The sequence below is a fragment of the uncultured Citricoccus sp. genome, from assembly GCF_937871995.1.
Lineage (GTDB): Bacteria > Actinomycetota > Actinomycetes > Actinomycetales > Micrococcaceae > Citricoccus.
The window spans coordinates 49,841-73,398 of the sequence record NZ_CALMQR010000073.1; the positions used below are offsets into that span (position 1 = coordinate 49,841).

Annotated in this window: 23 protein-coding genes; 3 read left to right on the forward strand and 20 right to left on the reverse strand. The window is 72.2% G+C overall.

Annotated features, from left to right (window positions below; genetic code table 11):
- Positions 1-13 precede the first annotated feature (13 nt).
- The 4 genes from Q0283_RS08730 to pyrR are packed head-to-tail and all read right to left on the reverse strand — an operon-like array spanning position 14 to position 3,539.
- Positions 14-550, reverse strand: a complete 537-nt coding sequence (locus Q0283_RS08730; RefSeq protein ID WP_298044235.1) for a hypothetical protein — start codon at positions 548-550, stop codon at positions 14-16.
- An 18-nt stretch (positions 551-568) separates the two neighbouring features.
- Entirely contained in the window at positions 569-1,915 is a 1,347-nt protein-coding gene (locus Q0283_RS08735) for a dihydroorotase (RefSeq protein WP_298044237.1), read from the reverse strand.
- Positions 1,912-2,925 carry an aspartate carbamoyltransferase catalytic subunit gene (locus Q0283_RS08740; protein ID WP_298044238.1) on the reverse strand — a complete coding sequence of 338 codons (1,014 nt, stop codon included), beginning with the start codon at positions 2,923-2,925 and terminating at the stop codon, positions 1,912-1,914. Before Q0283_RS08740 ends, Q0283_RS08735 begins: the two co-directional genes overlap by 4 nt.
- On the reverse strand, positions 2,922-3,539 hold the full coding sequence (gene pyrR, locus Q0283_RS08745; RefSeq protein WP_298044239.1) for a bifunctional pyr operon transcriptional regulator/uracil phosphoribosyltransferase PyrR: 618 nt from the start codon (positions 3,537-3,539) through the stop codon (positions 2,922-2,924). The genes Q0283_RS08740 and pyrR overlap by 4 nt, the downstream gene beginning before the upstream one ends.
- A gap of 151 nt (positions 3,540-3,690) precedes the next feature.
- On the opposite strand from pyrR, the gene Q0283_RS08750 reads away from it, so the two are divergent.
- Positions 3,691-4,914, forward strand: coding sequence for a PrsW family intramembrane metalloprotease (locus Q0283_RS08750; protein WP_298044241.1), 1,224 nt, complete (start codon positions 3,691-3,693; stop codon positions 4,912-4,914).
- On the opposite strand, the gene nusB is transcribed toward Q0283_RS08750, so the two are convergent.
- The 13 genes from nusB to Q0283_RS08815 form a co-directional block, all read right to left on the reverse strand.
- On the reverse strand, positions 4,892-5,302 hold the full coding sequence (nusB, locus tag Q0283_RS08755; RefSeq protein ID WP_010143269.1) for a transcription antitermination factor NusB: 411 nt from the start codon (positions 5,300-5,302) through the stop codon (positions 4,892-4,894). The genes Q0283_RS08750 and nusB overlap by 23 nt on opposite strands.
- A gap of 7 nt (positions 5,303-5,309) precedes the next feature.
- Positions 5,310-5,873 (reverse strand): elongation factor P, encoded by a 564-nt coding sequence (efp, locus tag Q0283_RS08760; RefSeq protein ID WP_010143271.1) that lies wholly within the window; start codon positions 5,871-5,873, stop codon positions 5,310-5,312.
- Positions 5,874-5,939: 66 nt separating this feature from the next.
- Positions 5,940-7,091, reverse strand: a complete 1,152-nt coding sequence (aroB, locus tag Q0283_RS08765; RefSeq protein ID WP_183526329.1) for a 3-dehydroquinate synthase — start codon at positions 7,089-7,091, stop codon at positions 5,940-5,942.
- Complete coding sequence (locus Q0283_RS08770) at positions 7,088-7,600, reverse strand: shikimate kinase (RefSeq protein WP_183526332.1); 513 nt, start codon at positions 7,598-7,600, stop codon at positions 7,088-7,090. Before Q0283_RS08770 ends, aroB begins: the two co-directional genes overlap by 4 nt.
- Before the next feature lie 68 nt (positions 7,601-7,668).
- Positions 7,669-8,910: a chorismate synthase gene (aroC, locus tag Q0283_RS08775; protein ID WP_298044244.1), complete on the reverse strand. Its 1,242-nt coding sequence runs from the start codon at positions 8,908-8,910 to the stop codon at positions 7,669-7,671.
- 49 nt (positions 8,911-8,959) lie between these two features.
- Entirely contained in the window at positions 8,960-9,889 is a 930-nt protein-coding gene (locus tag Q0283_RS08780; RefSeq protein WP_298044246.1) for a shikimate dehydrogenase, read from the reverse strand.
- Positions 9,882-11,261 carry an endolytic transglycosylase MltG gene (mltG, locus tag Q0283_RS08785; RefSeq protein WP_298044247.1) on the reverse strand — a complete coding sequence of 460 codons (1,380 nt, stop codon included), beginning with the start codon at positions 11,259-11,261 and terminating at the stop codon, positions 9,882-9,884. Before mltG ends, Q0283_RS08780 begins: the two co-directional genes overlap by 8 nt.
- Positions 11,242-11,799, reverse strand: coding sequence for a Holliday junction resolvase RuvX (gene ruvX / locus Q0283_RS08790; RefSeq protein WP_183526344.1), 558 nt, complete (start codon positions 11,797-11,799; stop codon positions 11,242-11,244). The genes mltG and ruvX overlap by 20 nt, the downstream gene beginning before the upstream one ends.
- Positions 11,796-14,531 carry an alanine--tRNA ligase gene (alaS, locus tag Q0283_RS08795; protein WP_298044249.1) on the reverse strand — a complete coding sequence of 912 codons (2,736 nt, stop codon included), beginning with the start codon at positions 14,529-14,531 and terminating at the stop codon, positions 11,796-11,798. The genes ruvX and alaS overlap by 4 nt, the downstream gene beginning before the upstream one ends.
- Complete coding sequence (locus Q0283_RS08800; RefSeq protein WP_298044250.1) at positions 14,528-14,917, reverse strand: hypothetical protein; 390 nt, start codon at positions 14,915-14,917, stop codon at positions 14,528-14,530. Before Q0283_RS08800 ends, alaS begins: the two co-directional genes overlap by 4 nt.
- A 160-nt stretch (positions 14,918-15,077) precedes the next feature.
- On the reverse strand, positions 15,078-15,704 hold the full coding sequence (rpsD, locus tag Q0283_RS08805; protein ID WP_010143281.1) for a 30S ribosomal protein S4: 627 nt from the start codon (positions 15,702-15,704) through the stop codon (positions 15,078-15,080).
- A 349-nt stretch (positions 15,705-16,053) separates the two neighbouring features.
- Positions 16,054-16,563: a general stress protein gene (locus Q0283_RS08810; protein WP_183526354.1), complete on the reverse strand. Its 510-nt coding sequence runs from the start codon at positions 16,561-16,563 to the stop codon at positions 16,054-16,056.
- 127 nt (positions 16,564-16,690) lie between these two features.
- On the reverse strand, positions 16,691-18,133 hold the full coding sequence (locus Q0283_RS08815) for a replication-associated recombination protein A (RefSeq protein WP_183526357.1): 1,443 nt from the start codon (positions 18,131-18,133) through the stop codon (positions 16,691-16,693).
- A 31-nt stretch (positions 18,134-18,164) separates the two neighbouring features.
- On the opposite strand from Q0283_RS08815, the gene dtd reads away from it, so the two are divergent.
- Positions 18,165-18,617 carry a D-aminoacyl-tRNA deacylase gene (dtd, locus tag Q0283_RS08820; RefSeq protein ID WP_183526360.1) on the forward strand — a complete coding sequence of 151 codons (453 nt, stop codon included), beginning with the start codon at positions 18,165-18,167 and terminating at the stop codon, positions 18,615-18,617.
- 32 nt (positions 18,618-18,649) lie between these two features.
- On the opposite strand, the gene Q0283_RS08825 is transcribed toward dtd, so the two are convergent.
- The gene (locus Q0283_RS08825; protein ID WP_183526363.1) at positions 18,650-18,874 is read right to left on the reverse strand and encodes a hypothetical protein; all 225 of its coding nucleotides are present in this window, start codon (positions 18,872-18,874) and stop codon (positions 18,650-18,652) included.
- Entirely contained in the window at positions 18,871-20,703 is a 1,833-nt protein-coding gene (gene aspS, locus Q0283_RS08830; RefSeq protein WP_298044252.1) for an aspartate--tRNA ligase, read from the reverse strand. The genes Q0283_RS08825 and aspS overlap by 4 nt, the downstream gene beginning before the upstream one ends.
- Positions 20,704-20,871: 168 nt before the next feature.
- On the opposite strand from aspS, the gene Q0283_RS08835 reads away from it, so the two are divergent.
- Positions 20,872-22,170, forward strand: a complete 1,299-nt coding sequence (locus Q0283_RS08835; protein WP_298044253.1) for an APC family permease — start codon at positions 20,872-20,874, stop codon at positions 22,168-22,170.
- Here the strand turns inward: Q0283_RS08835 and hisS are convergent.
- Positions 22,157-23,509: a histidine--tRNA ligase gene (gene hisS, locus Q0283_RS08840; protein ID WP_298044255.1), complete on the reverse strand. Its 1,353-nt coding sequence runs from the start codon at positions 23,507-23,509 to the stop codon at positions 22,157-22,159. The two genes, Q0283_RS08835 and hisS, sit on opposite strands and share 14 nt — an antisense overlap.
- Positions 23,510-23,558 lie beyond the last annotated feature (49 nt).

Here is a 23,558-nt window from a genome sequence, read left to right on the forward strand (position 1 = left end):
GGGAAGTCGTGGTTCAGGCGGCGGCGCGGTTGCCGCCGTCGTGGTGGGGGACGATGAGCTCGATCGCGGACCGCAGCGGGTCACGGTCTCGGGCGGCCCGGGTGCGGAACCCGGTGGTGACCTCCTGGCCGCCCAGCAGCCAGGTCATGACGATCAGCCCGCCGGACTCGACGAACTTGCCGCTCATGCCGGAGTCCAGGCCGACCTCGAGCAGGTCCGCGGCGGGGATGAGGAAGTTCGCGCTGCCCTCGCGCAGCACGACCACCCCGTCGGGGTGGACCTCGAGCCGGGCGTTGGTGCGCAGGCCCAGCCCGTGCACGGCGATGCGGTCCAGGTAGTCGCGGCCGCGGACGGTGCTGACGTACATCCCCTCCGCGTCCGCCGACGGCGCCGCCTCGAGCAGGTGCGCGGGCACCGGCACCGGGGCGGGGATGTCCTGCTGGCGTCGCTTCCGGTTGCGCCAGCCCCACCACATCAGGACACCGATGGCGATCACCACGATCACCGTCAGGATCCCGATGAGGGTGTACTCGGCGCTGTAGTCGTTCACGTCTGGGAGGGTCCTTCTCTAGTGGGTGCGGGGCGTGGCCAGGGCGCGGTCACGCACCACCGGGTGCCCGTGGTTGAACACGTCGGTGACCTGACCGGGCAGTTCCATGCCGCGGTACGGGCTGTTCCTCGAGCGCGTGGCGTGAGTGGCGGGATCCACCGTGCGGGTGACGTGCGGGTCGTAGACGGTCACGTTGGCCGGGGCCCCGGTCTCGAAGACGCCGGCGGCCGAGATCCGGCCCTGGTCCGTGAGCCGGGCGATCCGCGCCGGCGTCGAGCTCAGGATCCGGGACACGCCCGCCCAATCCATCAGTCCGGTGTCCACGAGGGCGTGCTGGACCACGGGCAGGGCCGTCTCCAGCCCGGTCATCCCCATCGCCGCCACCGTCCACTCGCACTCCTTGGTCTCGGCGGTGTGCGGGGCGTGGTCGGTGCCGATCGTGTCGATCGTCCCGTCCGCCAGGCCCTCGCGCAGGGCCATCACGTCCGCCTCACGGCGCAGCGGCGGGTTCACCTTGAACACCGGGTCGTAGCTGCGCACGGACTCCTCCGTGAGCAGCAGGTGGTGCGGGGTCGCCTCGGCGGTGACGTCGATCCCGCGCTCCTTGGCCCAGCGGATGATCTCCACGGAACCGGCGGTCGAGACGTGGCACACGTGCAGCCGCGAGCCGACGTGCTGGGCCAGCAGCACGTCCCGCGCGATGATGGCCTCCTCGGCGACGGCCGGCCAGCCGGACAGGCCCAGGACCGAGGACAGCTCGCCCTCGTTCATCTGCGCGCCCTCGGTCAGCCGGGGTTCCTGCGCGTGCTGGGCGACGACGCCGTCGAACGCCTTGACGTACTCCAGCGCCCGGCGCATCAGCACCGGGTCGGCGACGCACATCCCGTCGTCGGAGAAGACGCGGACCTCGGCCCGGGAGGAGGCCATGGCACCGAGCTCCGCGAGGCGCGCCCCCGCCAGGCCCACGGTCACGGCGCCCACCGGGTGCACGTCGCACCAGCCGGCCTCCCGGCCCAGCTGCCAGACCTGCTCGACGACACCCGCGGAGTCCGCGACCGGCGTCGAGTTCGCCATGGCGTGCACCGAGGTGAAGCCGCCCATGGCGGCGGCCCGGGTCCCGGTCTCCACCGTCTCGGCGTCCTCCCGGCCCGGTTCGCGCAGGTGGGTGTGCAGGTCGACCAGTCCCGGCAGGACGATCCGCCCGGAGGCGTCGACGGTCTCGAGCGGGCCGTCGCCGGCCTCGGCGCGGGAGCGCGCCTCAGGCCCGACCGCGGCCAGCAGTGCGTCCTCGATGAGGACGTCGGACGTGGTGCCGTCCGGCAGGGTGCCGCCGGAGATCAGGTATCGGGGTGCGGTGGGGCTCACGCTTCAGGCCTCCTGGCGGCGCTGGGGACGAGGTCGGGGGTGCCGGCGGTCTCGGTGCCGGACAGGACGAGGTACAGCACGGCCATGCGCACGGAGACACCGTTGGCGACCTGCTCCAGCGCCGTGTTCCGCACGGAGTCGGCCGCCGCGGCAGAGATCTCCAGCCCGCGGTTCATGGGGCCGGGATGCATGATGACGGCGTCGTCGGCGCCGGCGGACTCGAGCAGGGCGAGCCGGTCGTCGGTCAGCCCCCAGGACCGGGTGTACTCCGCGGCGGAGGGGAAGAAGGCCTCGTGCATGCGCTCGGACTGCACCCGCAGCATCATCACGGCGTCGGGGCCGGCGGCTATGGCCTCGTCCAGGGAGTAGGTCACCTGGCAGGGCCACTGCTCCACGCCCACGGGCATGAGCGTGGGCGGCGCCGCGAGGGTGACCTCGGCCCCCAGGGTGGTGAGCAGCCACAGGTTGGAGCGGGCCACGCGCGAGTGCAGGATGTCTCCCACGATCACGACCTTCATCCCGGACAGGTCGGTCCCGCGCGGGCCGGTGCCGTGGCGGCGGGCCAGGTGACGGCGCAGGGTCAGCGCGTCCAGCAGCGCCTGGGTGGGGTGCTCGTGCGTGCCGTCGCCGGCGTTGACCACCGAGGAGGTGATCCAGCCGGAGCCGGCCAGCTGGGCGGCGGCCCCGGAGCCCCAGTGGCGCATGACGATCGCGTCCGCGCCGATGGCCTCCAGGGTCTGCACCGTGTCCTTGAGGGACTCCCCCTTGGACACGGAGGTGCCCTTCCCGGTGAAGTTGATGACGTCCGCGCTCAACCGCTTGGCGGCCGCCTCGAACGAGATCCGGGTGCGGGTGGAGTCCTCGAGGAAGAGGTTGACCACAGTGCGGCCGCGCAGGGCCGGCAGCTTCTTGACCTCGCGGCCGGAGACGGCGGACATCTCCTCGGCGGTGTCGAGGATGCGCAGCGCGTCGCCCAGCGAGAGGTCCTGGGTGGAGAGCAGGTGCTTCACCGGGCGCCCTCCCCCACGGCCGTGGCGGGGTCGGTGATGTCCATGATCGCGACGGCGTCCTCGGTGACCTCACCGGTGCCCGCGGGACCGTCGATCTCCAGGAGCCGGACCTGGACGCGCTCGGCGGTGGAGGTCGGCAGGTTCTTGCCCACGAAGTCGGCCCGGATGGGCAGCTCGCGGTGGCCACGGTCCACCAGCACCGCCAGCCGCACGGCGGCGGGCCGGCCGACGTCGTTCAGGGCGTCCAGGGCGGCCCGGATGGTGCGCCCGGAGTACAGGACGTCGTCCACGAGGACGACGACGGCGCCGTCGATCCCGGAGGCCGGGAGCCGCGTCGGGGCGGGGGTGCGTGAGGTGGAGCGGCGCAGGTCGTCGCGGTACAGGGTGACGTCGAGCTGGCCCGTGGCGGCGGCGGCGTCGAAGCCGGGCTCGATCCGCTCCAGCTTCGCGGCGATGCGCTCGGCGAGCGGCACGCCCCGGCGGGGGATGCCCAGCACGACGATCCCCTCCGGGCCACGGTTGGCCTCAAGGATCTCGTGGGCGATCCGGGTCAGTGCCCGATCGATGTCCGCAGCGGACAGGACGGTCCTCGCATCGCGGGGTGCAGCCTGCACACATGCCTCCTTCCCCGCCTCACAGGACGGAACTTAAAGGAAACGCAACCCCGGTAGGGGTGTGTCTGGTCCGGCGACAACCCTACCACCGGGACCCGCCGCCACGGGGCCGAGACGGGACGTGACGGACCGGGATGACAGGATGGGAGGCATGTCACAGCAGGTCCACGGCCGCGGGCCGCAACCGCCCGCGCCCAGCCCCTACGCGACCGCGCCCACACCCCGTCAGCTCGAGCGCGGCCGGCGTCGCTCCACCGCCGCCGTGACCGTCCTGCTGGTGCTCACCGCCGCCGTCGCGGTCCTGGTGGCGCGGTTCCTCGCCTCGGCACTGGGTCCGGACACCCTGTTCGTGGTCGGGCTGCTCGCCCTCGTCCCCCTGGCGATCGTGCTGGTCGGGCTGTGGTGGATCGACCGGTGGGATCCGGAACCGCGGGGCTGGCTGGCCTTCGCCCTGCTGTGGGGGGCCGGGGTGTCCGTGTTCGGGACCCTCGTGCTCGGGGAGGTGTTCACGGCCGCCTTCGCCGAATTGTCGGCCCTGGACGCCGGCACCTTCGGCGCGGTGGTCCAGGCCCCGGTCGTGGAGGAGGTCATGAAGGGGGCCGGGCTGATCGTCGTCTTCCTGGCGGCGCGCTCACACTTCGACGGGCCCGTGGACGGGGTCGTCTACGCCGGGCTGGTCGCCGCCGGCTTCGCCTTCACCGAGAACATCCTCTACTTCGGCGCCGCCTACGGCGAGGTGGGATGGGGCCCGGAACTGGCCGTCACGTTCGTGCTGCGGGGGCTGTTCTCGCCCTTCGCCCACGTGCTGTTCACCGTCTGGATCGGGTTCTTCCTGGGTATCGCCGCCCACCGGATGGGTCCCGGGTCCCACGCCGCCCCGGCCCGCTGGGCGGGATGGTTCCTGCTGGGACTGGTCCCGGCCGTCCTCGGGCACGTCCTGTGGAACGGCGGCCTCGCGCTGCTCTTCGACGACTTCTTCTCGTTCTACGTGCTGCTGCAGGTGCCGCTGTTCCTCGCCGCGATCGCGGCCGTGCTGCTGTTGATGCGCGGTGAGCGGCGCCTGGCCCACGAGAAGCTGGCCCACTACGAGCGGACCGGATGGCTGCTGCCCCAGGAGACGGTCATGTTCGGCACCCGGGCGGGCCGGCTCCAGTCCCGGCGCTGGGCCCGCCGTGCCGGCGCCGGTGACCAGCTGGTGCAGCTCGAACGCACGGCCCGCAGGCTGGCCGCCGTGCGGCACCGGCTCGACCGGGGACACGACGTGGAGCGCAATGCCGCCGAGGAGTCCAGGCTGCTGCGGGCCACGGTCCGCCAGCGCCAGGAGCTGCTGGCCGCGGTCGGGTCGGCGGGCGTCAGTCCAGCAGGGTTGGCTTGAGCTGCTGGATGCGGCCGAGCAGCCCGTTGACGAACTCCGGGGAGGCGTCGGTCGAGAGCTCCTTGGCCATGGTGACGGACTCGGCCACGGCCACGCCGTCCGGGACGTCGTCGTTGAACAGCAGCTCCCAGGCGCCGATGCGCAGGATCGAACGGTCCACCGCGGGCATACGGTCCAGGGTCCAGCCCTGGGCGTAGGAGGAGAGGATCTCGTCGATCCGCTCCTGCTCGGCGATCACGCCGTGGATGATCTCGACCGTGTACGGGTTGATCACCTGCTCCGTCGACGTCCGGCGGGAGGTGATTCCCTCATCCGGCGTGGTCCCCCGCTGCTCGGCCTCGAACAGGATCTCCAGGGCGCGCCTGCGGGCGCGGCCTCGTGCACTCACCGGCGGATCAGTCGTTCACGCGGCCGAGGTAGTCACCGGTGCGGGTGTCCACCTTGACCTTGGTGCCCTGGTCCACGAACAGCGGGACCTGGATCTCGTAACCGGTCTCCACCGTGGCCGGCTTGGTGCCGGCGGAGGAACGGTCCCCCTGCAGGCCCGGCTCGGTGTAGGTGATCTCCAGGACCACCGACGGCGGCATGTCCAGGTACAGCGGGGTGCCCTCGTTCATGGCGATGGTCACCTTCTGGTTCTCCAGCATGAAGTGCGCGGCGTCCCCGACGACGGCCGGGGAGACCGTGATCTGGTCGTAGGTGTCCAGGTCCATGAACACGAAGTCCTCGCCGTCCTGGTACAGGTACTCGTAGTCCGAACGGTCCACGGTGGCGGTCTCGACCTTGGCCCCGGCGTTGAAGGTCTTGTCCACGAGCTTGCCCGTGGTGATGTTCTTCATCTTGGTGCGCACGAAGGCGCCGCCCTTGCCCGGCTTCACGTGCTGGAACTCGATCACGTTCCACAGGTGGCCGTCCATCTTCAGGACGGTGCCGTTCTTGATGTCATTGCTGGTTGCCACAGTCTTCTCCGTCTGTTGCCTCGTTCGAAGTCCAGTCGACCATTCTAGGCGATGACCGGAGTCCGGTTATTCGGCGATCTCCTGGTAGGTGGCGAACAGCAGCGAGGCGTCCGGGACGTCGTAGGTCGTCGGGCGGGCGAGGCCGTCCAGCAGGACGAAGCGCAGCTGGTCGCCGCGGTTCTTCTTGTCGCGGCGGATGCCGTCGAGCAGCGTCTCCCAGCGCCCGGCCGCGTACGAGGTGGGCAGGCCCAGGGACTGCAGGATGCTGCGGTGCCGGTCGGCGGTGGCGTCGTCCAGCCGTCCGACGGAGCGGGCGAGCTCGGCCGCGAAGACCATGCCGACGGAGACGGCCGCCCCGTGGCGCCACTGGTAGCGCTCGGCCAGTTCGATCGCGTGGCCCAGGGTGTGCCCGTAGTTGAGCATCTCCCGCAGCCCCGCCTCGCGCAGGTCCTGGGAGACCACCTCGGCCTTGACGCTGATGGAGCGCTCGATCAGCTCCCGCAGCTGGGCCGAGTGGGGGTTCTGGGCCTGCTGCGGCGAGGACTCGATGACGTCCAGGATCGTCGGGTCGGCGATGAACCCGCACTTGACCACCTCGGCGAGCCCGGAGACGAGTTCGTTCGGCGGCAGGGTCAGCAGGGTGTCGAGGTCGGCCAGGACGCCGGCCGGCGGGTGGAACGCGCCGACCAGGTTCTTGCCCTCGGCGGTGTTGATCCCGGTCTTCCCGCCCACGGCGGCGTCCACCATGCCCAGCAGGGTGGTGGGGATGTGCACGACCCGTACGCCGCGCAGCCAGGTGGCGGCCACGAACCCGGCGACGTCGGTCACCGAGCCGCCGCCCACCGCGACGATCGCGTCCGAGCGGGTGAAGTCGTTCTGGCCCAGCACCTGCCAGCAGAACGCGGCGACCTGGATGTGCTTGCCCTCCTCGGCGTCCGGGATCTCCGCGGTCAGGGCGGTGTAGCCGGCCGTCTCCAGGTCCGCCTTGACCACGTCACCGGTGGCCCGCAGCGCGCGCGGGTGGATGACCAGGACGCGGCGCACGCCGGCACCGAGCATCTCCGGCAGCCGGGCCAGCAGCCCCTTGCCCACGACGACGTCGTACCCGCCGGAGGCCGCGGCCCCGGATCCACCCGAGACGGGGATGACGGTGGCGTCATCGGCAGCCGGAGTGGGAGTCCCGGGCGTAGCGGCCTGCGGCACGTTCGGTTCGGTCATGGATGGACAGCTCCTGGGGTGGGGGAAACGGATTCGGCCTCGCGCACGAGGCGGATGATGGTCTGGGCCAGTTCGTCGGCCGACCGGTCGGTGGTGTCCACCGTCCAGTCCGACACCTCACGGTACAGTGCCTCGCGCTCGGACAGGATGCGCCGCCACGTGCGACCGGGGTCACCCGCCAGCACCGGGCGGCCCTCACCGCCGCCGACCCGGCGCAGCGCGACGGCCTCGTCGACCGTCAGGTAGACCACGTGCGACCCGGCCAGCCGGGACCGGGTCAGCGCGCTGAGCACGGCGCCTCCGCCGAGCGAGAGCACGCAGGGCTCGGCGCCGCTGATCGCCTGGCCGATCACGTCCTCCTCGGCCTGTCGGAAGGCCGGCTCGCCGTGGCGTGCGAAGTAGTCCGGGATCGGTCCGTGGGCGGACTCGAAGAGCTCGTCCGCGTCGAGCCGGGCCAGGCCGAGGGAACGGGCCAGGACGGTGCCGACCGTCGACTTCCCGGATCCCATGGGGCCGACCAGCACGATGCGCTGACGGGGGAACCGGTCCGGTGCGCCAGCCGGGACTGGTCCGGGCGTCACTGCAGCGGATCGCCCATCGGCGCCTCGGCAGCGGAGACCCCGGTGGGCTCCGGTGCGGGCAGGGGCTCGAGGGCCGCCACGAAGTTGTCCAGGTTCCGCCGGGTCTCGGCGACCGAGTCCCCGCCGAACTTCTCCAGGACGGCCTGGGCGAGGACGAGGGCGACCATGGCCTCCGCGACGACGCCCGCGGCCGGGACGGCGCAGACGTCCGAGCGCTGGTGATGGGCCCGGGTGTCCTGTCCGGTGGCGGTGTCCACGGTCTTCAGGGCGCGGGGCACGGTGGCGATCGGCTTCATGCCGGCGCGGACGCGGACCACTCCCCCGGTGCTCATGCCGCCCTCGATGCCCCCGGCGCGGTTCGAGGTGCGCAGCGGGTGGCCGTCCTGGCCCCGGATGATCTCGTCATGGGCGGCGGTGCCGCGGCGGGCTGCGGTGGTGAAGCCGTCCCCGACCTCCACGCCCTTGATGGCCTGGATGCCCATGAGGGCGGCGGACAACCGGGAGTCCAGCCGACGGTCCCAGTGGACGTGGCTGCCCAGCCCCACGGGCACACCGTAGGCCAGGACCTCGACGACGCCGCCGAGGGTCTCACCCTCCTTGTGGGCGGCGTCCACCTCGGCCACCATCGCGTCGGAGGTCAGTTGGTCGAAGCAGCGCAACGGGTCGGCGTCCAGCGCCACCACGTCGTCCGGGCCCGGCAGTGCCGAGTCCTCCGGCACCGAGACGGTGCCGACCGCCGTGGTGTGCGAGACGGTCCGGATGCCCAGCTGCGCCAGGAAGGAGCCGGCCACCGTGCCCAGGGCCACGCGGGCGGCGGTCTCGCGGGCCGAGGCCCGCTCGAGCAGCGGGCGGGCCTCGTCGAAGCCGTACTTCTGCATGCCCGCGAGGTCGGCGTGACCGGGCCGCGGGCGGGTGAGGGCGGCGTTGCGCGCCAGGCCCTCCAGCTCCTCGGCGTCCACGGGATCGGCCGACATGACCTTCTCCCACTTGGGCCACTCGGTGTTGCCGATCTCGATCGCCACGGGCGAGCCGAGCGTGGAGCCGTGGCGGACGCCGCCGAGCAGCGTCACCTGGTCCTGCTCGAACTTCATCCGGGCCCCTCGGCCGTAGCCGAGCCGGCGGCGCGCGAGGGCCTCCTGGACCATGGCGGTCGTCAGGGGGATGCCCGCGGGCAGCCCTTCGATGATTCCAACGAGTGCGGGCCCATGTGATTCGCCCGCTGTCAACCAGCGCACCATGGACTTGATTCTCTCACGCACCGCCGGGCGCGCCGGACGGTGTGACGGATCAGGACCCGGCCGGCGGCGCGGGCTCTCGCGCGGGCAGGCCGATCGACGCGGCCATCGCACCGGTGACGGCGGCCCAGTCGGGTTTGGCCGTGCCCGTCCGGACGCGGGCCGTGAAGAGGCGGACCTGCTCGACGGCCTGGTACAGCAGCATCTCCAGCCCGCTGACGACGTCCCCGCCGCGACCGGACCAGGCCGCGGCCAGGGCCGAGGGCCATGGGTCGTAGGCGGCGTCCAGCAGGGGCGGCAGCCCCCGCGTGCCGGCGGGGCCGGCGGCGGCCAGCGCCGCCGCGGTCGGGTCGGCGGCACGGGGCGGCAGCGTGGAGACGACCGCGCGGAACCCGGGCGCCGCGGCCGGGAAGTCCGCCAGGGTGCGCACCGCGGCCTCCAGGCCGAAGGCGCGCGCCAGCGTCGCCTGCCCCACGGCCCGGTCCGGGTTCCGCACGAAGACCTCGATCCCGTCCAGTCCCAGCTGCGCGGCGGCGGCGATGGCCGCCGCGGCCGTGCCCCCACCGCCCAGGATGCCCATCCGGCCACCCGTGGCACGCCGGTCGAATCCGGCGGCGGCGAGGGACCGGACGATGCCGTCGACATCCGTGTTGTGGCCGGACAACGAGCCGTCGGCCCCACGGACGACCGTGTTGAGCACGCCGAGCCGTTCCACGCGGGGCGAGACCGAGTCCATGAGCCCGACCATCGGGGCCTTCAGGGGCATCGTCACGGACAGGCCGAGCCAGTCCGCCCCCGACGCGGCCGCGTCACCGAGCCCGGCCACGAATCCGGACAGGTGTTCCGGCGTGACGTCGTGGGCCCGGTAGTCGATGTCCAGGCCCAGGACGCGATAGGCCGCCGCGTGCAGGTCCGGGGACTTCGAGTGGGCGATGGGATGCCCGAGCACGCCCGCGTTCCAGCGGTGCACCGGTTCAGCCACAGATCTCCTTGTTCTCGGCACAGTAGTCCCGGTACTCCTGCTGGTACGTCCGGTGGGTGGCGTAGTCCCGGGCGAACTTCGTCTCACCAGTCTCGATGTTCGTGGTCACCCAGTAGTAGAACTCGTTGTCCTCCGGGCTGGACGCGGCATCGATCGCCTCCGTGGACGGCGCGCCGATCGGTCCGGGGGGAAGGCCGCGGTGGACGTAGGTGTTGTACTCGTTCGAGGCGTCCTCCTTCTCCTCCTGGGTGAACTGGAGCTGGCGCTGGCCCAGTCCGTAGATCACGGTCGCGTCGATCTGCAGCTTGCCGTCGGTCTCCGGATTGTCCGGGTGCAGGCGGTTCTCGATGATCCCGGCCACCGTGGCGTAGTCCTTCGGCAGCGCCTCCGCCTCGAGGATCGAGGCGATCGTGAGCGTGCGGAGCTGCTCGGCCTCGTCGGTCACGCCGTCCGCCTCCAGGGTGGCGAAGGTCGGTTCGGTCAGCAGGGTGAGGATCTCGGCCGGTTCTGCCTCGATGTCGAAGCGGTACTCCCCCGGCGCCAGGTAGCCCTCGAGGCTGGGCGCCGTCTCGGGCAGCCCGAACTCCGTGGGATCCTTCGCCGCGGCCTCGAGGTCCTCCACCGGGATGCCCGTGGAGGTGGAGATCGCCTCGAAGGCCTCGTTCAGTCGCATGCCCCGGTTGATGGCCACGTAGTGGACCTGGCCCACGCCCTCCCGCTGCAGGATGGCGGCGGCGTCGGAGGCCTTCATCTGCGACCGCAGCGGGTACTCGCCGGGCTGGATGGAGTTCTCCGACCGGGACTGGTTGACCGCCTCGATGAACGCCTCCCGGCTGGCCACGATGTCCTGGTCCTCCAGTCGCGTGCCGATCGCCAGGGCGCCCTCACCCTGGTTCACGGTGAAGACGACCTCCTCACCGCCGGGGCCGGGATAGTCCTTGGCGGCCGGTGAGGGAAGCAGTCCCCGGACCCCCAGGGACAGGCCGACCAGCAGCAGCACGAACACGCCGAAGGCCGAGACCAGGGCGATGTTGCGCCGGCGGCGGCGCTTGCGCCGGGCCTCCCTCTTGGCCTGCTGGCCGGCGTCCTTGGCGCGGTCCGGGTTGATGGTCACCGTCTGGTACCCCTGCCGGCTGGAGGGCCGGACGATGACGGGGGTCGCCGGCGCGCCGTGGACCTCGCCGCGCTGTTCCGGGTACTGGCGGCGGTCCTCGTCCAGGTCCTGGCCGTCCTGGGCGGAGTCGGGGTTGTCCCCGCCCTCGGAGCCATGCCCCCGGGTCTCGGGGTCACTCTCCGCCGCGGACTCGTTCCCGGGCTGGGCGTCCGCCGACGCGCCGGTGTCCTCGGGGTCTTCAGGAGTCAGGTTGGTCACGCGTGACGTCCTCTCCTTCGTTCGGATCACCGGCAGGGATGGGGACGGGACGACCCGCGTCCCGCTGGAGTGATTGTTGCATAGTCAAGGCCTGCTCAAGGATCTGCACCGCGGCGACCTGGTCCACGACCTCACGGTGCTGCCGGCTGTTCCGGCCGGCCTCGTGCAACTGCCGGTGGGCGGTCACCGTGCTCAGCCGTTCATCGATCAGGCGGACTCCGGCGCGGCTGCCGGCCCGGAACAGCTCCGCAGCCAGCGCGCCGGCGTAGTCCACGGCGTCCTGGGTGGAGGCGGTGGGGTGCCCCTGCAGGTTGACCGGATGGCCCACGTAGACCGTGACCGCGTCCCGGTCCAGGGCCTCCCGGACGATCATGCGCCGGTCGGACCCCTTCCGCGCGTCGCGCCTAAGGGTCTTCACCGGCGTGGCCAGGATGCCGTCCGGGTCGGAGGCGGCCAGCCCGACGCGCGCGCGCCCGACGTCGACCCCGAGTCGGACGCCACGCGGGAGGACGGGCGGTGGCAGCGGTGCCTCGCTCACGCGCCCGCGGCGCCCGCGGTCGGGACGGTCGCGACGATGGACTGCCTCACGGCCTCGAGTGCCTCGAGGATCCGGGTGGTGTCCTGGCCGCCGCCCTGGGCGACGTCGTCCTTGCCACCACCGCCGCCGCCGAGCACGGAGCAGGCGGTCTTCACCAGGGCCCCGGCCTTCAGGCCGGACTCGCGCGCCGCCTGGCTGGTGGCCACGACCACGAGCGGGCGGCCCTTGGCCACACCGGCCAGGACCGCGACGACGGCGGTGCCGGCGGCGTTGCCGCTCGCGTTCTCGAGCCGGGAGCGCAGGTCCAGCGCCAGCGTCCGCAGTTCGTCGCCCGAACCGACCTGGCCGGCGTCGTGGGCCAGCACCTTCACGCCCGAGATGTCCACGGCCTTGTCGAGCAGGCGACCGGCCTCGGCCTGCAGTTGCGCGGCCCGCAGGGCGGCCAGTTCCTTCTCGATCTCCTTGAGCCGGCCCAGGGTGGCGGCCACGCGGTCCCGCACCTGGTCGGCCGGGACCTTGAGCATGCCGGTCAGCTCGTTGACGAGGGTCCGCTCGGTGGCCAGGTGGCGGAAGGCGTCGAGGCCGACGAGGGCCTCCACGCGGCGGTTGCCGGAGCCGACGGACTGCTCGCCGAGCAGGGCCAGGGAGCCGATCTCCGCGGTGGCGCCCACGTGGGTGCCGCCGCAGAGCTCGCGCGACCAGGCGCCGTTGACCTCGACCACGCGCACGCGGTCCCCGTACTTCTCGCCGAACAGGCTCATCGCCCCGAGCTCGCGTGCCTCGGACAGGGACATCTCCTGGGTGAGCACCGGGTAATTGTCCCGGATGGCGACGTTGGAGACGTCCTCGACCTCGGTGCGGGCCATCTCGGACATCGCCTCGCCCCAGCGGAAGTCGAAGCGCAGGTAGCCCTCCTTGTTGAAGGACCCGGACTGGGTGGCCTCGGGACCGAGGACCTGGTGCAACGCGGCGTGCACGATGTGCGTGCCGGTGTGGGCCTTCTGGGCGTCCAGGCGGCGCTGCAGGTCGATGGCCCCGACGGCCGTGGCGCCCGCGGGCACCTCGCCCTGCCGCACCCTGACCCGGTGCACGCTCAGCCCCCTCAGCGGGGCCTGGACGTCGAGGACCTCCAGGACGAACCCGTCACCGGTGATCAGGCCGGTGTCCGCGGCCTGGCCGCCGGACTCCGCGTAGAACGGCGTGGCGTCCAGGACCAGTTCGAGCTCCTGGCCCGCGGTCGCCGAGGCGACCTGCCGGCCCCCGGCGAGCAGTCCGCGGATCCGGGACTCGGTGGTGTGCTCGGTGTACCCGGTGAAGACGGTGTCTCCCTCGGCGACCAGCTCGCGGTAGGCGGAGGCGTCCACGTGGCCGGACTTCTTGGACTTGGCGTCCTGCCGGGCACGGTCGCGCTGCTCGGCCATCAGGCTCCGGAAGCCCTCCTCGTCCACGCTGACCCCGGCCTCGGCGGCCATCTCGAGGGTCAGGTCGATCGGGAAGCCGTAGGTGTCGTGCAGCTCGAACGCGTCGGCGCCGGAGATGCCCGGGCGTTCGGGATCCTGGACCCGGGCGGAGGCCACGGCACCGTCCATGCGGGCGGTGCCGGCGGTGATGGTCCGCAGGAAGGCCTTCTCCTCGTTGTAGGCGATCCGCGAGATGCGCTCGAAGTCGCGACCGACCTCGGGGTAGGTGCCCACCATGGCGTCCCGGGACACGGGCAGCAGCTCGGGCAGCACCGGGTCGGTGACGCCCATCAGCCGCATCGCGCGCACTGCGCGGCGGATCAGCCGGCGCAGCACGTAGCCGCCGGCCTCGTTGCCCGGCACCACGCCGTCGGTGATGAGCATCAGCGCGGAGCGCACGTGGTCGGCGATCATGCGCAGCCGGACGTCGTCGGCGTAGTGCGGGTCCCGGGGGTCCTCGGTGGAGGTGTACTCACGGCCGGCCAGCTCGGCGGCGCGGTCCAGGACGGGACGGACCTGGTCCGTCTCGTACATGTTCTCCACGCCCTGCAGGACCATCGCCAGGCGCTCCAGGCCCAGCCCGGTGTCGATGTTCCGGTTCGCCAGTTCCCCGGCGACGTCGAAGTCCTCCTTGGTGCGCACCGTGGAGAGCTGGTACTGCATGAAGACCAGGTTCCAGATCTCCATGTAGCGGTTGTCGTCCGCGGCGGGACCGCCCTCGACCCCGTACTCGGGCCCGCGGTCGTAGAAGATCTCCGAGCAGGGACCGCCGGGACCGGGCTGGCCGGTGTTCCAGTAGTTGTCGGCCTTGCCCATGCGCTGGATGCGACCGGCGGGCACGCCCACCTCATCCCGCCAGATCCGCTCGGCCTCGTCGTCCTCCTCGTAGACGGTGATCCAGAGCCGCTCCGGGTCCAGGCCGTAGCCGCCCTCCTCGCGGGAACTGGTCAGCAGCTCCCAGGCGAAGGGGATGGCCTGCTCCTTGAAGTAGTCGCCGAAGGAGAAGTTGCCGCACATCTGGAAGAAGGTGCCGTGCCGGACCGTCTTGCCGACCTCCTCGATGTCCGCGGTGCGGATGCACTTCTGGACGGTGGCCGCGCGGGGGTACGGCGGGGTCTCCTGCCCGAGGAAGTAGGGGATGAAGGGGACCATGCCGGCGATCGTGAACAGCAACGACGGGTCCGGGGAGACCAGGGAGGCCGAGGGGACGACGGTGTGGTCCTTCTTCTCGAAGAACTCCAGCCAGCGGCTGGCGATTTCCTGGGACTTCATGACTGCTTCCGTGAGTCGGGGCGGGTGGACCGGCCGGCGGTGCCGGACGCGGCGGGGGCGGAGGTGGCGGTGCCGGGGATGGTCTCGTGGGCTGCGGCCGGGACATCCCCGGCCGTGGTCCGCGGCGCGGCACCGGCCAGCGTGGAGGACACGGTCTTCCAGGCCGGTACCTCCTCGCGCAGCTGATAGGCGAAGGACCGGGCGCTGGCGGCCAGGGCGGTGGCCGCGGCCTGGCCGGCGTTGCGGCCGATGTTCTCCGGGTTCAGGGTGTTCCGGAGCGTCTCCTCGGCCTTGAGGGCGGCGGCATCGCGGCCCTTGCTGTAGGCGGTGTGGCCGAGCCATCCGGCCGCGGCGCCGACGCCCAGCAGCAGTACGCGCTTGATCACGACAGGTCCTTTCCGGAGGGGTGACTGGTCTACCTTACCGGTGGCGTGGGCCGGACGCTGAAACCGGCACGGGCGCACGGCCGCGGGACCGCGTGCACCCCCGTTAACGCCGAGGACCCGGCCTCCCCTCGGGGAGACCGGGTCCTGCGTCACGTGCGGATCAGCGCGCGTAGTACTCGACCACGAGGTTCTCCTCGCAGGTCACGGGGACCTCGGAGCGCTTGGGGCGGCGGACCAGCTTGGCCTGCAGCTTGTCGATCTCGACGTCCAGGTAACCCGGGACGGTCGGCAGGACCTCCTGGTGCGCACCGGTGGCGGAGATCTGGAACGGGACCATCTTCTCGGAGCGGGAGTGCACGTGGATCAGCTGGCCCTCCTTCACGCGGAAGGACGGACGGTCCACGCGGGCGCCGTTGACCATGATGTGGCGGTGCACGACCATCTGGCGGGCCTGGGCGATGGTGCGGGCGAAGCCGGCGCGCAGCACCAGGGCGTCCAGGCGCATCTCGAGCAGCTCGACCAGGTTCTCACCGGTCAGGCCCTCGGTGCGCTTGGCCTCTTCGAAGTAGCGGCGCATCTGCGCCTCACGGATGTTGTACTGGGCGCGCAGGCGCTGCTTTTCCTTCAGGCGGACCGAGTAGTCGGAGTCTGCCTTGCGACGGGCACGGCCGTGCTGGCCGGGGCCGTACGGACGGCGCTCCATGTACTTCTCGGCCTTGGGGGTCAGGGCGATGCCGAGGGCGCGCGAGTGGCGCACGGTACGGCGCGAACGGAGGTTGGAAGCCACGAGGGACCTTTCTTGTCAGGCGGCACGGTTCTGGTGTGATCTCCGGTCCAGGCACAGGTGGGGACTCCCACGGTGTGACAAGTACAGACCGGAACCTGGCCTCCGTCGCGTCCTGCGGAGAGCTGAGGGGCATGCCGCTGCCCGTCATCGCTGCAGCGCCGCACGTCGGCGGTCCGCAGGAGCGGACCGGCCGGGACGGGACCTGCGGTGACCGCGGCCACGAGGACCGGTCCACCACGGGGGAATGCTGGCGGCGCTTGCCAGACAGCGGACTACTCTACCAGTTCCCGGGGGCCGTCCGTGCCGGCACCGTGCGGGGCGGCCGGGCTCATCTCAGCTCGGGCGCCCCTCAGCCCCGGGGGGTCTCGGGCATCGGCCGGCCCTCCGCCACCTGGGCGGCCTGGGCGACGTGCGAGGCCTCCACCAGCACGTCGTAGGACTCGGCCTCCATCACCTGGACCGAGGAGAAGTCGCGCTTGCCGCGGGTCGCGGCGTGGCCGATGGCCCCGAAGATCGCCCCCCAGACGGCACCGAAGCCCACGGCCAGCAGGATCATCAGCAGGCCGGACTCCGGGGCGAAGATCACGAACAGGATGCCGATCATCAGGCCGAACCACAGGCCGCCGAGGGCACCCTGGCCGGCGGCCCGGGCGGTGGTCAGCCGTCCCGTGATCTGCTCGACCGAGCGCAGCCCGGTGCCCACGATCCGCGTCTTCTCCACCGGGAAGCCGCCGTCCGACAACCGGTCCACGAGTTCCTGGGCCTGTTCGTACGTGGTCACGGTCTTGAGGATGCGGTAGTCGACCTCCGCGGTGTTGGGCACCAGGCGGGACGCGGGGTTGTTGGCGGGAGTGGTCATGGGACGGCCTCCGGTTTCCCCGGGCCGCTGGGAGGACTGTCCCGGACCCGGACGGTGCGGACAGGATCGACTCCATCCTAGGTCCGGCCGGGCCCCCGGGGCGCGGGTGCGTCCACCGGGAGCGGTGTCAGCCCTCGGCGCCCTGCTCGTCGGGCTTGCGCGCAGGGGGCGGCGTGCCGCGGATGATGGACCGCAGGCTCTGCACCCGGTCCCCCAGGTTCCGCTCCACCCCGTTGCGGGTGGGCCGGTAGTAGTCCTTGCCCTGCAACGGGTCCGGGGCGTACTGCTGGCGCGCCACCCCGTGCGGAGCGTCGTGGGAGTAGACGTACCCCCTTCCGTGGCCGAGACCGGCGGCACCCGGGTAGTGGGCGTCGCGCAGGTGCGCGGGCACCTCGCCGGACAGTCCGGCGCGGACGTCGGCCACGGCCTCGTTGATGGCGGTGTAGGAGGCGTTGGACTTCGGGGCGGTGGCCAGGTGCACCACCGCCTCGGCGAGCACGAGCCGGCCCTCGGGCATGCCGATGAGCTGGACGGCCTGCGCCGCGGCGACCGCGGTCTGCAGCGCGGTGGGGTCGGCCATGCCGACGTCCTCCGAGGCCGAGATGATCAGCCGGCGGGCGATGAACCGGGGGTCCTCCCCCGCCTCGAGCATGCGGGCCAGGTAGTGCAGGGAGGCGTCCACGTCCGAGCCGCGGATGGACTTGATGAAGGCGCTGATGACGTCGTAGTGCTGGTCGCCGGCCTTGTCGTAGCGCAGCACCGCGCGGTCCATGGCCTGGGCGGCGTCCTCCACGGTGATCGTGGGGGTGCCGTCCTCCTCCCGGCGGTCCAGCGCCACACCGGCACTGGCCTCCAGCGTGGTCAGCGCGCGCCGGGCATCGCCCTGGGCCATCCGCACCAGGTACTCCCGGGCCTCCTCGGCCAGCGCCACCGTGCCGTTCAGGCCGCGCTCGTCCGTCACGGCGCGGTCCAGCAGGTCCCCGATGTCCGCGTCCGTCAGGGGCTTGAGGGTCAGCAGCAGCGACCGGGACAGCAGCGGCGCCACGACCGAGAAGGAGGGGTTCTCCGTGGTCGCGGCCACGAGCACCACCCAGCGGTTCTCCACGCCCGGCAGCAGCGCGTCCTGCTGGGCCTTGTTGAAGCGGTGGATCTCGTCCAGGAACAGCACGGTCGTCCGGCCGTAGAGGTCGCGGTCGTCCAGGGCGCGGTCCATGACCGCCCGGACGTCCTTAACGCCGGAGTTGATGGCCGACAGCTCGACGAAGGTGCGTCCGGGACCGCGGGCGATCACGTGGGCCAGCGTGGTCTTGCCGGTTCCCGGGGGCCCGTACAGGATCAACGACGACGGCCCGGCGCCCGAGCCGCGGCCGGCACCGGCGCCCTCGGCCAGCTTGCGCAACGGCGACCCAGTGTGGAGCAGGTGCTGCTGGCCGACCACCTCGTCCACGGACCTCGGCCGCATCCGCACCGCCAGCGGGGCGCCCGGGCGCGCCCGGACGGCCTCGGAGGCGCCGTCGTCGGGCTCCTCGGCGTCACCGGAACCGCTGAGGGCACTGAACAGATCACTCACCGCTCCAGCCTAGATGAGCCACCATGGAGGCATGAGAGCACTCCTGCAGCGCACCACGTCCGCCTCCGTCACGGTCGACGGCGAGGTGGTCGGCCGGCTGGATCGACCGGGGCTGGTGGTCCTGCTGGGCGTGTCCGTGGAGGACACGGAGGCGGAGGCCTGCCAGCTGGCGGCCAAGGTGGCGGGGCTGCGCGTGCTCGACGACGAGCAGTCGCTGCTGAGCGCCGGGGCCGGGGCCCTGGTGGTCAGCCAGTTCACGCTCTACGGGGACGTCCGCAAGGGACGCCGGCCGTCCTGGACCCGGTCGGCACCCGCCGAACTGGCCGAGCCGCTCTACGAGCGGTTCACGGCGGAGCTGGCCGGGCAGGGGATCCACGTCGAACGCGGCGTCTTCGGGGCGATGATGGAGCTGTCCCTGGTCAACTCCGGGCCCTTCACCGTGTGGGTGGACACCGACGACCTGACGGGGTCGCGGCGGGGCTAGCGCCCGGGCGGGCCGGGCGCACCGGCACCCGATCAGCGCCGGCGCGCCGCCCAGATCCGCACGGAGACCACCGCGGCGGTGACTCCCCCGGCCCCCGCGACGAGCCAGCGCAGCAGCATGGGCCACTCGGTCGTGAGGTCGATCAGCATGCTCAGGCCGAACGTCACCACGAGCAACGGCAGCAGGCGCACCGCCGTGGGCGGGACCACCCGCGGATCGGGGTCCGCGGGGCCCGTGCCGGCCGGCGGCTGCGTCACGCCCGGGCGCCGTCCGCGGCCGGCCCGGCTTCGGCCGGCTGCTGCGGCTCGGGCTTCGCGTCCACGCCGGCCTCCTTGCGCTGCTGCGGGGTGATCGGTGCGGGGGCGGCGGTCAGCGGGTCGTAGCCGTTGCCGGTCTTCGGGAAGGCGATCACCTCGCGGATCGAGTCCGCCCCGGCCAGCAGGGCCACGATGCGGTCCCAGCCGAAGGCGATGCCGCCGTGCGGCGGCGCGCCGTACTTGAAGCCCTCGAGCAGGAACCCGAACTTGGACTGGGCGGACTCCTTGTCCAGGCCCATCAGGTGGAACACCCGCTTCTGGACCTCGGCCTGGTGGATACGGATGGACCCGCCCCCGACCTCGTGGCCGTTCACCACGATGTCGTAGGCGTAGGAGAGCGCGTTCTCGGGGTCCGTGTCGAAGGTGTCGAGGAACTCCGGCTTCGGCGAGGTGAAGGCGTGGTGCACGGCGGTCCAGGCACCCGATCCCACGGCCACGTCACCGGAGGCCACCGCGTCGGCGGCCGGCTCGAACATGGGGGCGTCCACGATCCAGGCGAAGGCCCAGTCGGCCTCGGCCGCGGGGACGTCCGGCCCGGCGTCCTTGACCAGGCCGACGCGGTGGCCGATCTCCACGCGGGCCGCGCCGAGCAGGGCGCGGGAGGGCTTGGCCTCGCCCGCGGCGAAGAAGACGCAGTCCCCGGGCTGCGCGCCGACGGCCCCGGCCAGTCCGGCCTTCTCCGTCTCGGAGATGTTCTTGGAGACCGGGCCGGTCAGGGAGCCGTCCTCCTGCACGAGCACGTAGGCCAGTCCCCGGGCGCCGCGCTGCTTCGCCCACTCCTGCCAGGCGTCCAGGGTCCGGCGCGGCTGCGAGGCCCCGCCGGGCATGACCACGGCGCCCACGTAGGGGGCCTGGAAGACGCGGAACGGGGTGTCCGCGAAGTACTGGGTGAGGTCGGTCAGTTCCAGGCCGAAGCGCAGGTCGGGCTTGTCCGAGCCGTACTTCTCCATGGCCTCCCGGTAGGTCATCCGGCGGATGGGAGTGGGGACGTCCACGCCGACCAGCGACCACACGGCCTTCACGATCCGCTCGCCGAGGGAGATGATGTCGTCCTGCTCCACGAACGAGGCCTCGATGTCCAGCTGGGTGAACTCGGGCTGGCGGTCCGCCCGGAAGTCCTCGTCCCGGTAGCAGCGGGCGATCTGGAAGTACTTCTCGATGCCGCCGACCTGCAGCAGCTGCTTGAACAGCTGCGGGGACTGGGGCAGGGCGTACCAGGAGCCCGGCGCGAGGCGGGCCGGCACCAGGAAGTCCCGGGCGCCCTCCGGGGTGGAACGGGTCAGGGTGGGGGTCTCGACCTCGATGAAGCCCTCGTCGTGCAGCAGGTTGCGCGCGGTGCGGTTCACCTCGGAACGCAGGCGCATGATGCGGGCCGGCTCCGGGCGGCGCAGGTCCAGGTAGCGGTGGCGCAACCGGGCCTCCTCGCCGACCTCGACGTGCTCGTCCACCTGGAAGGGCAGCGGGGCGGCGGTGTTGAGCACGGTCACGGTGTCCGTGATGAGCTCGACCTCACCCGAGGGCAGGTGCGGGTTCTCGTTGCCCTCCGGCCGGCGCTCCACCGTGCCGGTGACCTGGAGGACGAACTCGTTGCGCAGCGGGTCGAAGTCCTTCTCGTCCCGGACCACGACCTGGGCGAACCCGGACGCGTCCCGCAGGTCCACGAAGGCGACCCCTCCGTGGTCCCGGCGACGGGCCACCCAACCGGTGACGGTGACGTTCTGTCCGATGAGCGAGGCGTTGAGCTCGCCCAGCTGGTGGGTGCGCAGCACGAGGGTCCTTCCGGTCCCGGTTCACCGGGATGTTGGTCTGGTGTCGATCTGGTGTGATAGGTCTTCAGCCGTCAGCACCGCGCGGGCTCGATACGTCCCGCCGCCGTCCGGCTCCGGGGATGATTCTAGTCCGTGGCCCGGGACAGATTCCCCGACGGAGGACACGCCATGCCCCAGACCCACCCCACCGCCGGTCCCCCGGCCGCCCTGCAGCGCCACCTGGGCCTGCCCGGTGCGATCGTCATCGGCGTCGGGTCGATGGTCGGTGCGGGCGTGTTCACCTCCCTCGGCCTGGCGGCCTCCACCGCGGGGCCGCTCCTGGTGCTCGCCCTGGTCCTGGCCGGTGCCACCGCGTGGGTCAACGCCACGGCCATGGCCCAGCTCGCGGCCGTCCACCCGACCTCCGGTGGGGCCTACGTGTACGGGCGGCGCCAGCTGGGCGAGTGGGCCGGCTTCGTGGCCGGCTGGGGCTTCGTCACCGGCAAGTCCGCCTCCATCGCCGCGATGGCGTACACCCTGGCCCTCTACCTGGTCCCGACGGCGTCCGGGGCCCCGGACCGGACGGCCCGGTGGGTGGCGATCGCCTCCGTCGTGGTGATCACGGGCATCACCCTGCTGGGCATCACCCGCACGGTGCAGGCGACCGTGCTGATCGTGACCCCGGTGCTGGCCCTGCTCGCCGTGTTGATCGTGGCCGGGTTCGTGGGCGTCACGCCCGGCCCCGTCCCGGCTCCCGGCGGGGGCCCGTCCGGTGCGGACCCCACCCCGCTGGGGGTGCTGCAGGGCGCCGGACTGCTGTTCTTCGCCTTCGCCGGCTACGCGCGCATCGCGACGATGGGCGAGGAGGTGCGCGATCCCCGCCGCACCATCCCCCGGGCCGTCTTCGGTGCGCTGGCGTTCACGCTCGTGCTCTACCTGCTGCTGGCCCTGAGCCTGCAGGCCGTCCTCGGTCTCCAGGGGCTGGGCCAGACCCCCACCGCGGTGCGCGACGCCGTCGAGGTCGTGCTCGGGCCGGACTGGGCGTGGCTGGCCGTGGCCGGGGCGGCGCTGGCCTGCCTGGGCTCGATGCTGAACCTGGCGGCCGGGATCTCCCGGACGGGCCTGGCGATGGCCCGGGAGCGCGACCTGCCGCGGCCGCTGGCGCGGATCTCGGCACGGACGTGCGTGCCGTGGGTCGCCCAGCTCACGGCGGCGGCGGTGGTCATCGTGCTGCTGCTGGCCACGGACGTGCTGACCGTCGTGGGGTTCTCCTCATTCGGCGTGCTGGTGTACTACGCGGTGGCGAACGTCTCCGCCCTCACGCTCACCGAACGCGTGGTGCCGGGCCCCCGGTGGCTGAACCTGCTCGGCGCGGCGGCCTGCCTGCTCCTGGCCTTCACGCTGCCGGTCCAGTCGGTGCTGGTCATGCTCGCGGTCTTCGCCGTGGGCCTGGCCGGCCGGGCCGTGGTGGGGCTCAGGCGCCGGTGACCCGGGGACGCAGGTCCTCCTGCGGCGGCATCCACGATCCCGGGTCGGCCGGGACCTGTTCACCGGAGCGGATGTCCTTGACCTCGTGGACGGTCCGGTCGTCCTCGGTGCGGGTGAACCAGACGAAGGGGATGCCCCGGCGGTCCGCGTACTTGATCTGCTTGCCGAACTTCTCCGCGGAGACCGCCACCTCGGTCGCGATGCCGCGGGAGCGCAGTGCGCGGGCGGTGTCCTGCGCGGCCGACCAGTCGTCGTCGTGGGTCAGGGCGATGTACACGGCGGTGGGCACGGAGCGAGAGGCCGAGGCCATCTGGGTGGAGAACATGCGCATCAGCAGCCGGGTCACGCCGATCGACAGTCCCACGCCCGGGAAGGTGCGGTTGCCCTTGGCGGCCAGGGCGTCGTAGCGCCCGCCGGAGCAGATGGAGCCGAGCTGTTCGTGGCCGGTCAGCACGGTCTCGTAGACGGTGCCGGTGTAGTAGTCCAGGCCGCGGGCGATCGAGAGGTCGGCGACGGCGCGGCCCGGGACCCGGCGGTGCAGTTCACCGACGACGGCGGCCAGTTCCTCGAGTCCCTCGTCCAGCAGGTCGTGGGTCACCCCGAGGGCGCGGACCTGCTCCACGAAGGAGGTGTCCTCGGTGCGGATGGCGGCCAGGGACAGGGCCTGGGCCGCCTGGTCGGCGCTGGCGCCCAGTTCGGACTGCAGCAGGCGCGAGACCTCGTCGGGACCGATCTTCTCGAGCTTGTCGATGTTGCGCAGCACGCCGGCGGTGTCCGTCAGCCCCAGGCCACGGTAGAAGCCCTCGGCGAGCTTGCGGTTGTTGACCCGGATGGTGAAGTCGCCGATCGGCAGCGCGGCCAGGGCCTCGGCCATCACGAGCGCCACGTCCACGTCGTAGCGGAACGGCAGCGTGCCGTCGCCGACGACGTCGATGTCCGCCTGCGTGAACTCCCGGGCGCGGCCCTCCTGGGGGCGTTCACCGCGCCAGACCTTCTGGATCTGGTACCGGCGGAACGGGAAGGACAGGTGGCCGGCGTTCTCCACGACGTAGCGGGCGAACGGCACCGTGAGGTCGAAGTGCAGGGCCAGCCGGTTGAGGTCCTCCGCCCCGTCGGGGCGTTCGGCCGGATCGCCCTGCAACCGGGAGACCGCGTAGACCTCCTTGTCGATCTCGCCCTTGCGCAGCAGCTGCCCCAGGGTCTCCACGGCCCGGGTCTCGATCGAGGAGAAGCCGTGCAGCTCGAACGTGGTCCGCAGGGTGTCCAGGACATGCTGCTCAACGATCCGCTCGGCGGGGAGCCATTCATGGAAACCGGACAGGGAAGCCTTGCGGGACATGGACGACCTTTGCATTGGGACGGGTGCGGTGACGTACCGGCGCGACTCC

Bases quoted from the DNA above. Each gene is read 5' to 3' on its own strand.
- Q0283_RS08750 (WP_298044241.1), top strand. From the start codon at position 3,691: ATGTCACAGCAGGTCCACGGCCGCGGGCCGCAACCGCCCGCGCCCAGC.
- aroB (WP_183526329.1), bottom strand. From the start codon at position 7,091: ATGACCGAACCGAACGTGCCGCAGGCCGCTACGCCCGGGACTCCCACT.
- Q0283_RS08770 (WP_183526332.1), bottom strand. From the start codon at position 7,600: ATGGGATCCGGGAAGTCGACGGTCGGCACCGTCCTGGCCCGTTCCCTC.
- aroC (WP_298044244.1), bottom strand. From the start codon at position 8,910: ATGGTGCGCTGGTTGACAGCGGGCGAATCACATGGGCCCGCACTCGTT.
- alaS (WP_298044249.1), bottom strand. From the start codon at position 14,531: ATGAAGTCCCAGGAAATCGCCAGCCGCTGGCTGGAGTTCTTCGAGAAG.
- Q0283_RS08810 (WP_183526354.1), bottom strand. From the start codon at position 16,563: ATGACCACTCCCGCCAACAACCCCGCGTCCCGCCTGGTGCCCAACACC.
- dtd (WP_183526360.1), top strand. From the start codon at position 18,165: ATGAGAGCACTCCTGCAGCGCACCACGTCCGCCTCCGTCACGGTCGAC.
- Q0283_RS08835 (WP_298044253.1), top strand. From the start codon at position 20,872: ATGCCCCAGACCCACCCCACCGCCGGTCCCCCGGCCGCCCTGCAGCGC.
- hisS (WP_298044255.1), bottom strand. From the start codon at position 23,509: ATGTCCCGCAAGGCTTCCCTGTCCGGTTTCCATGAATGGCTCCCCGCC.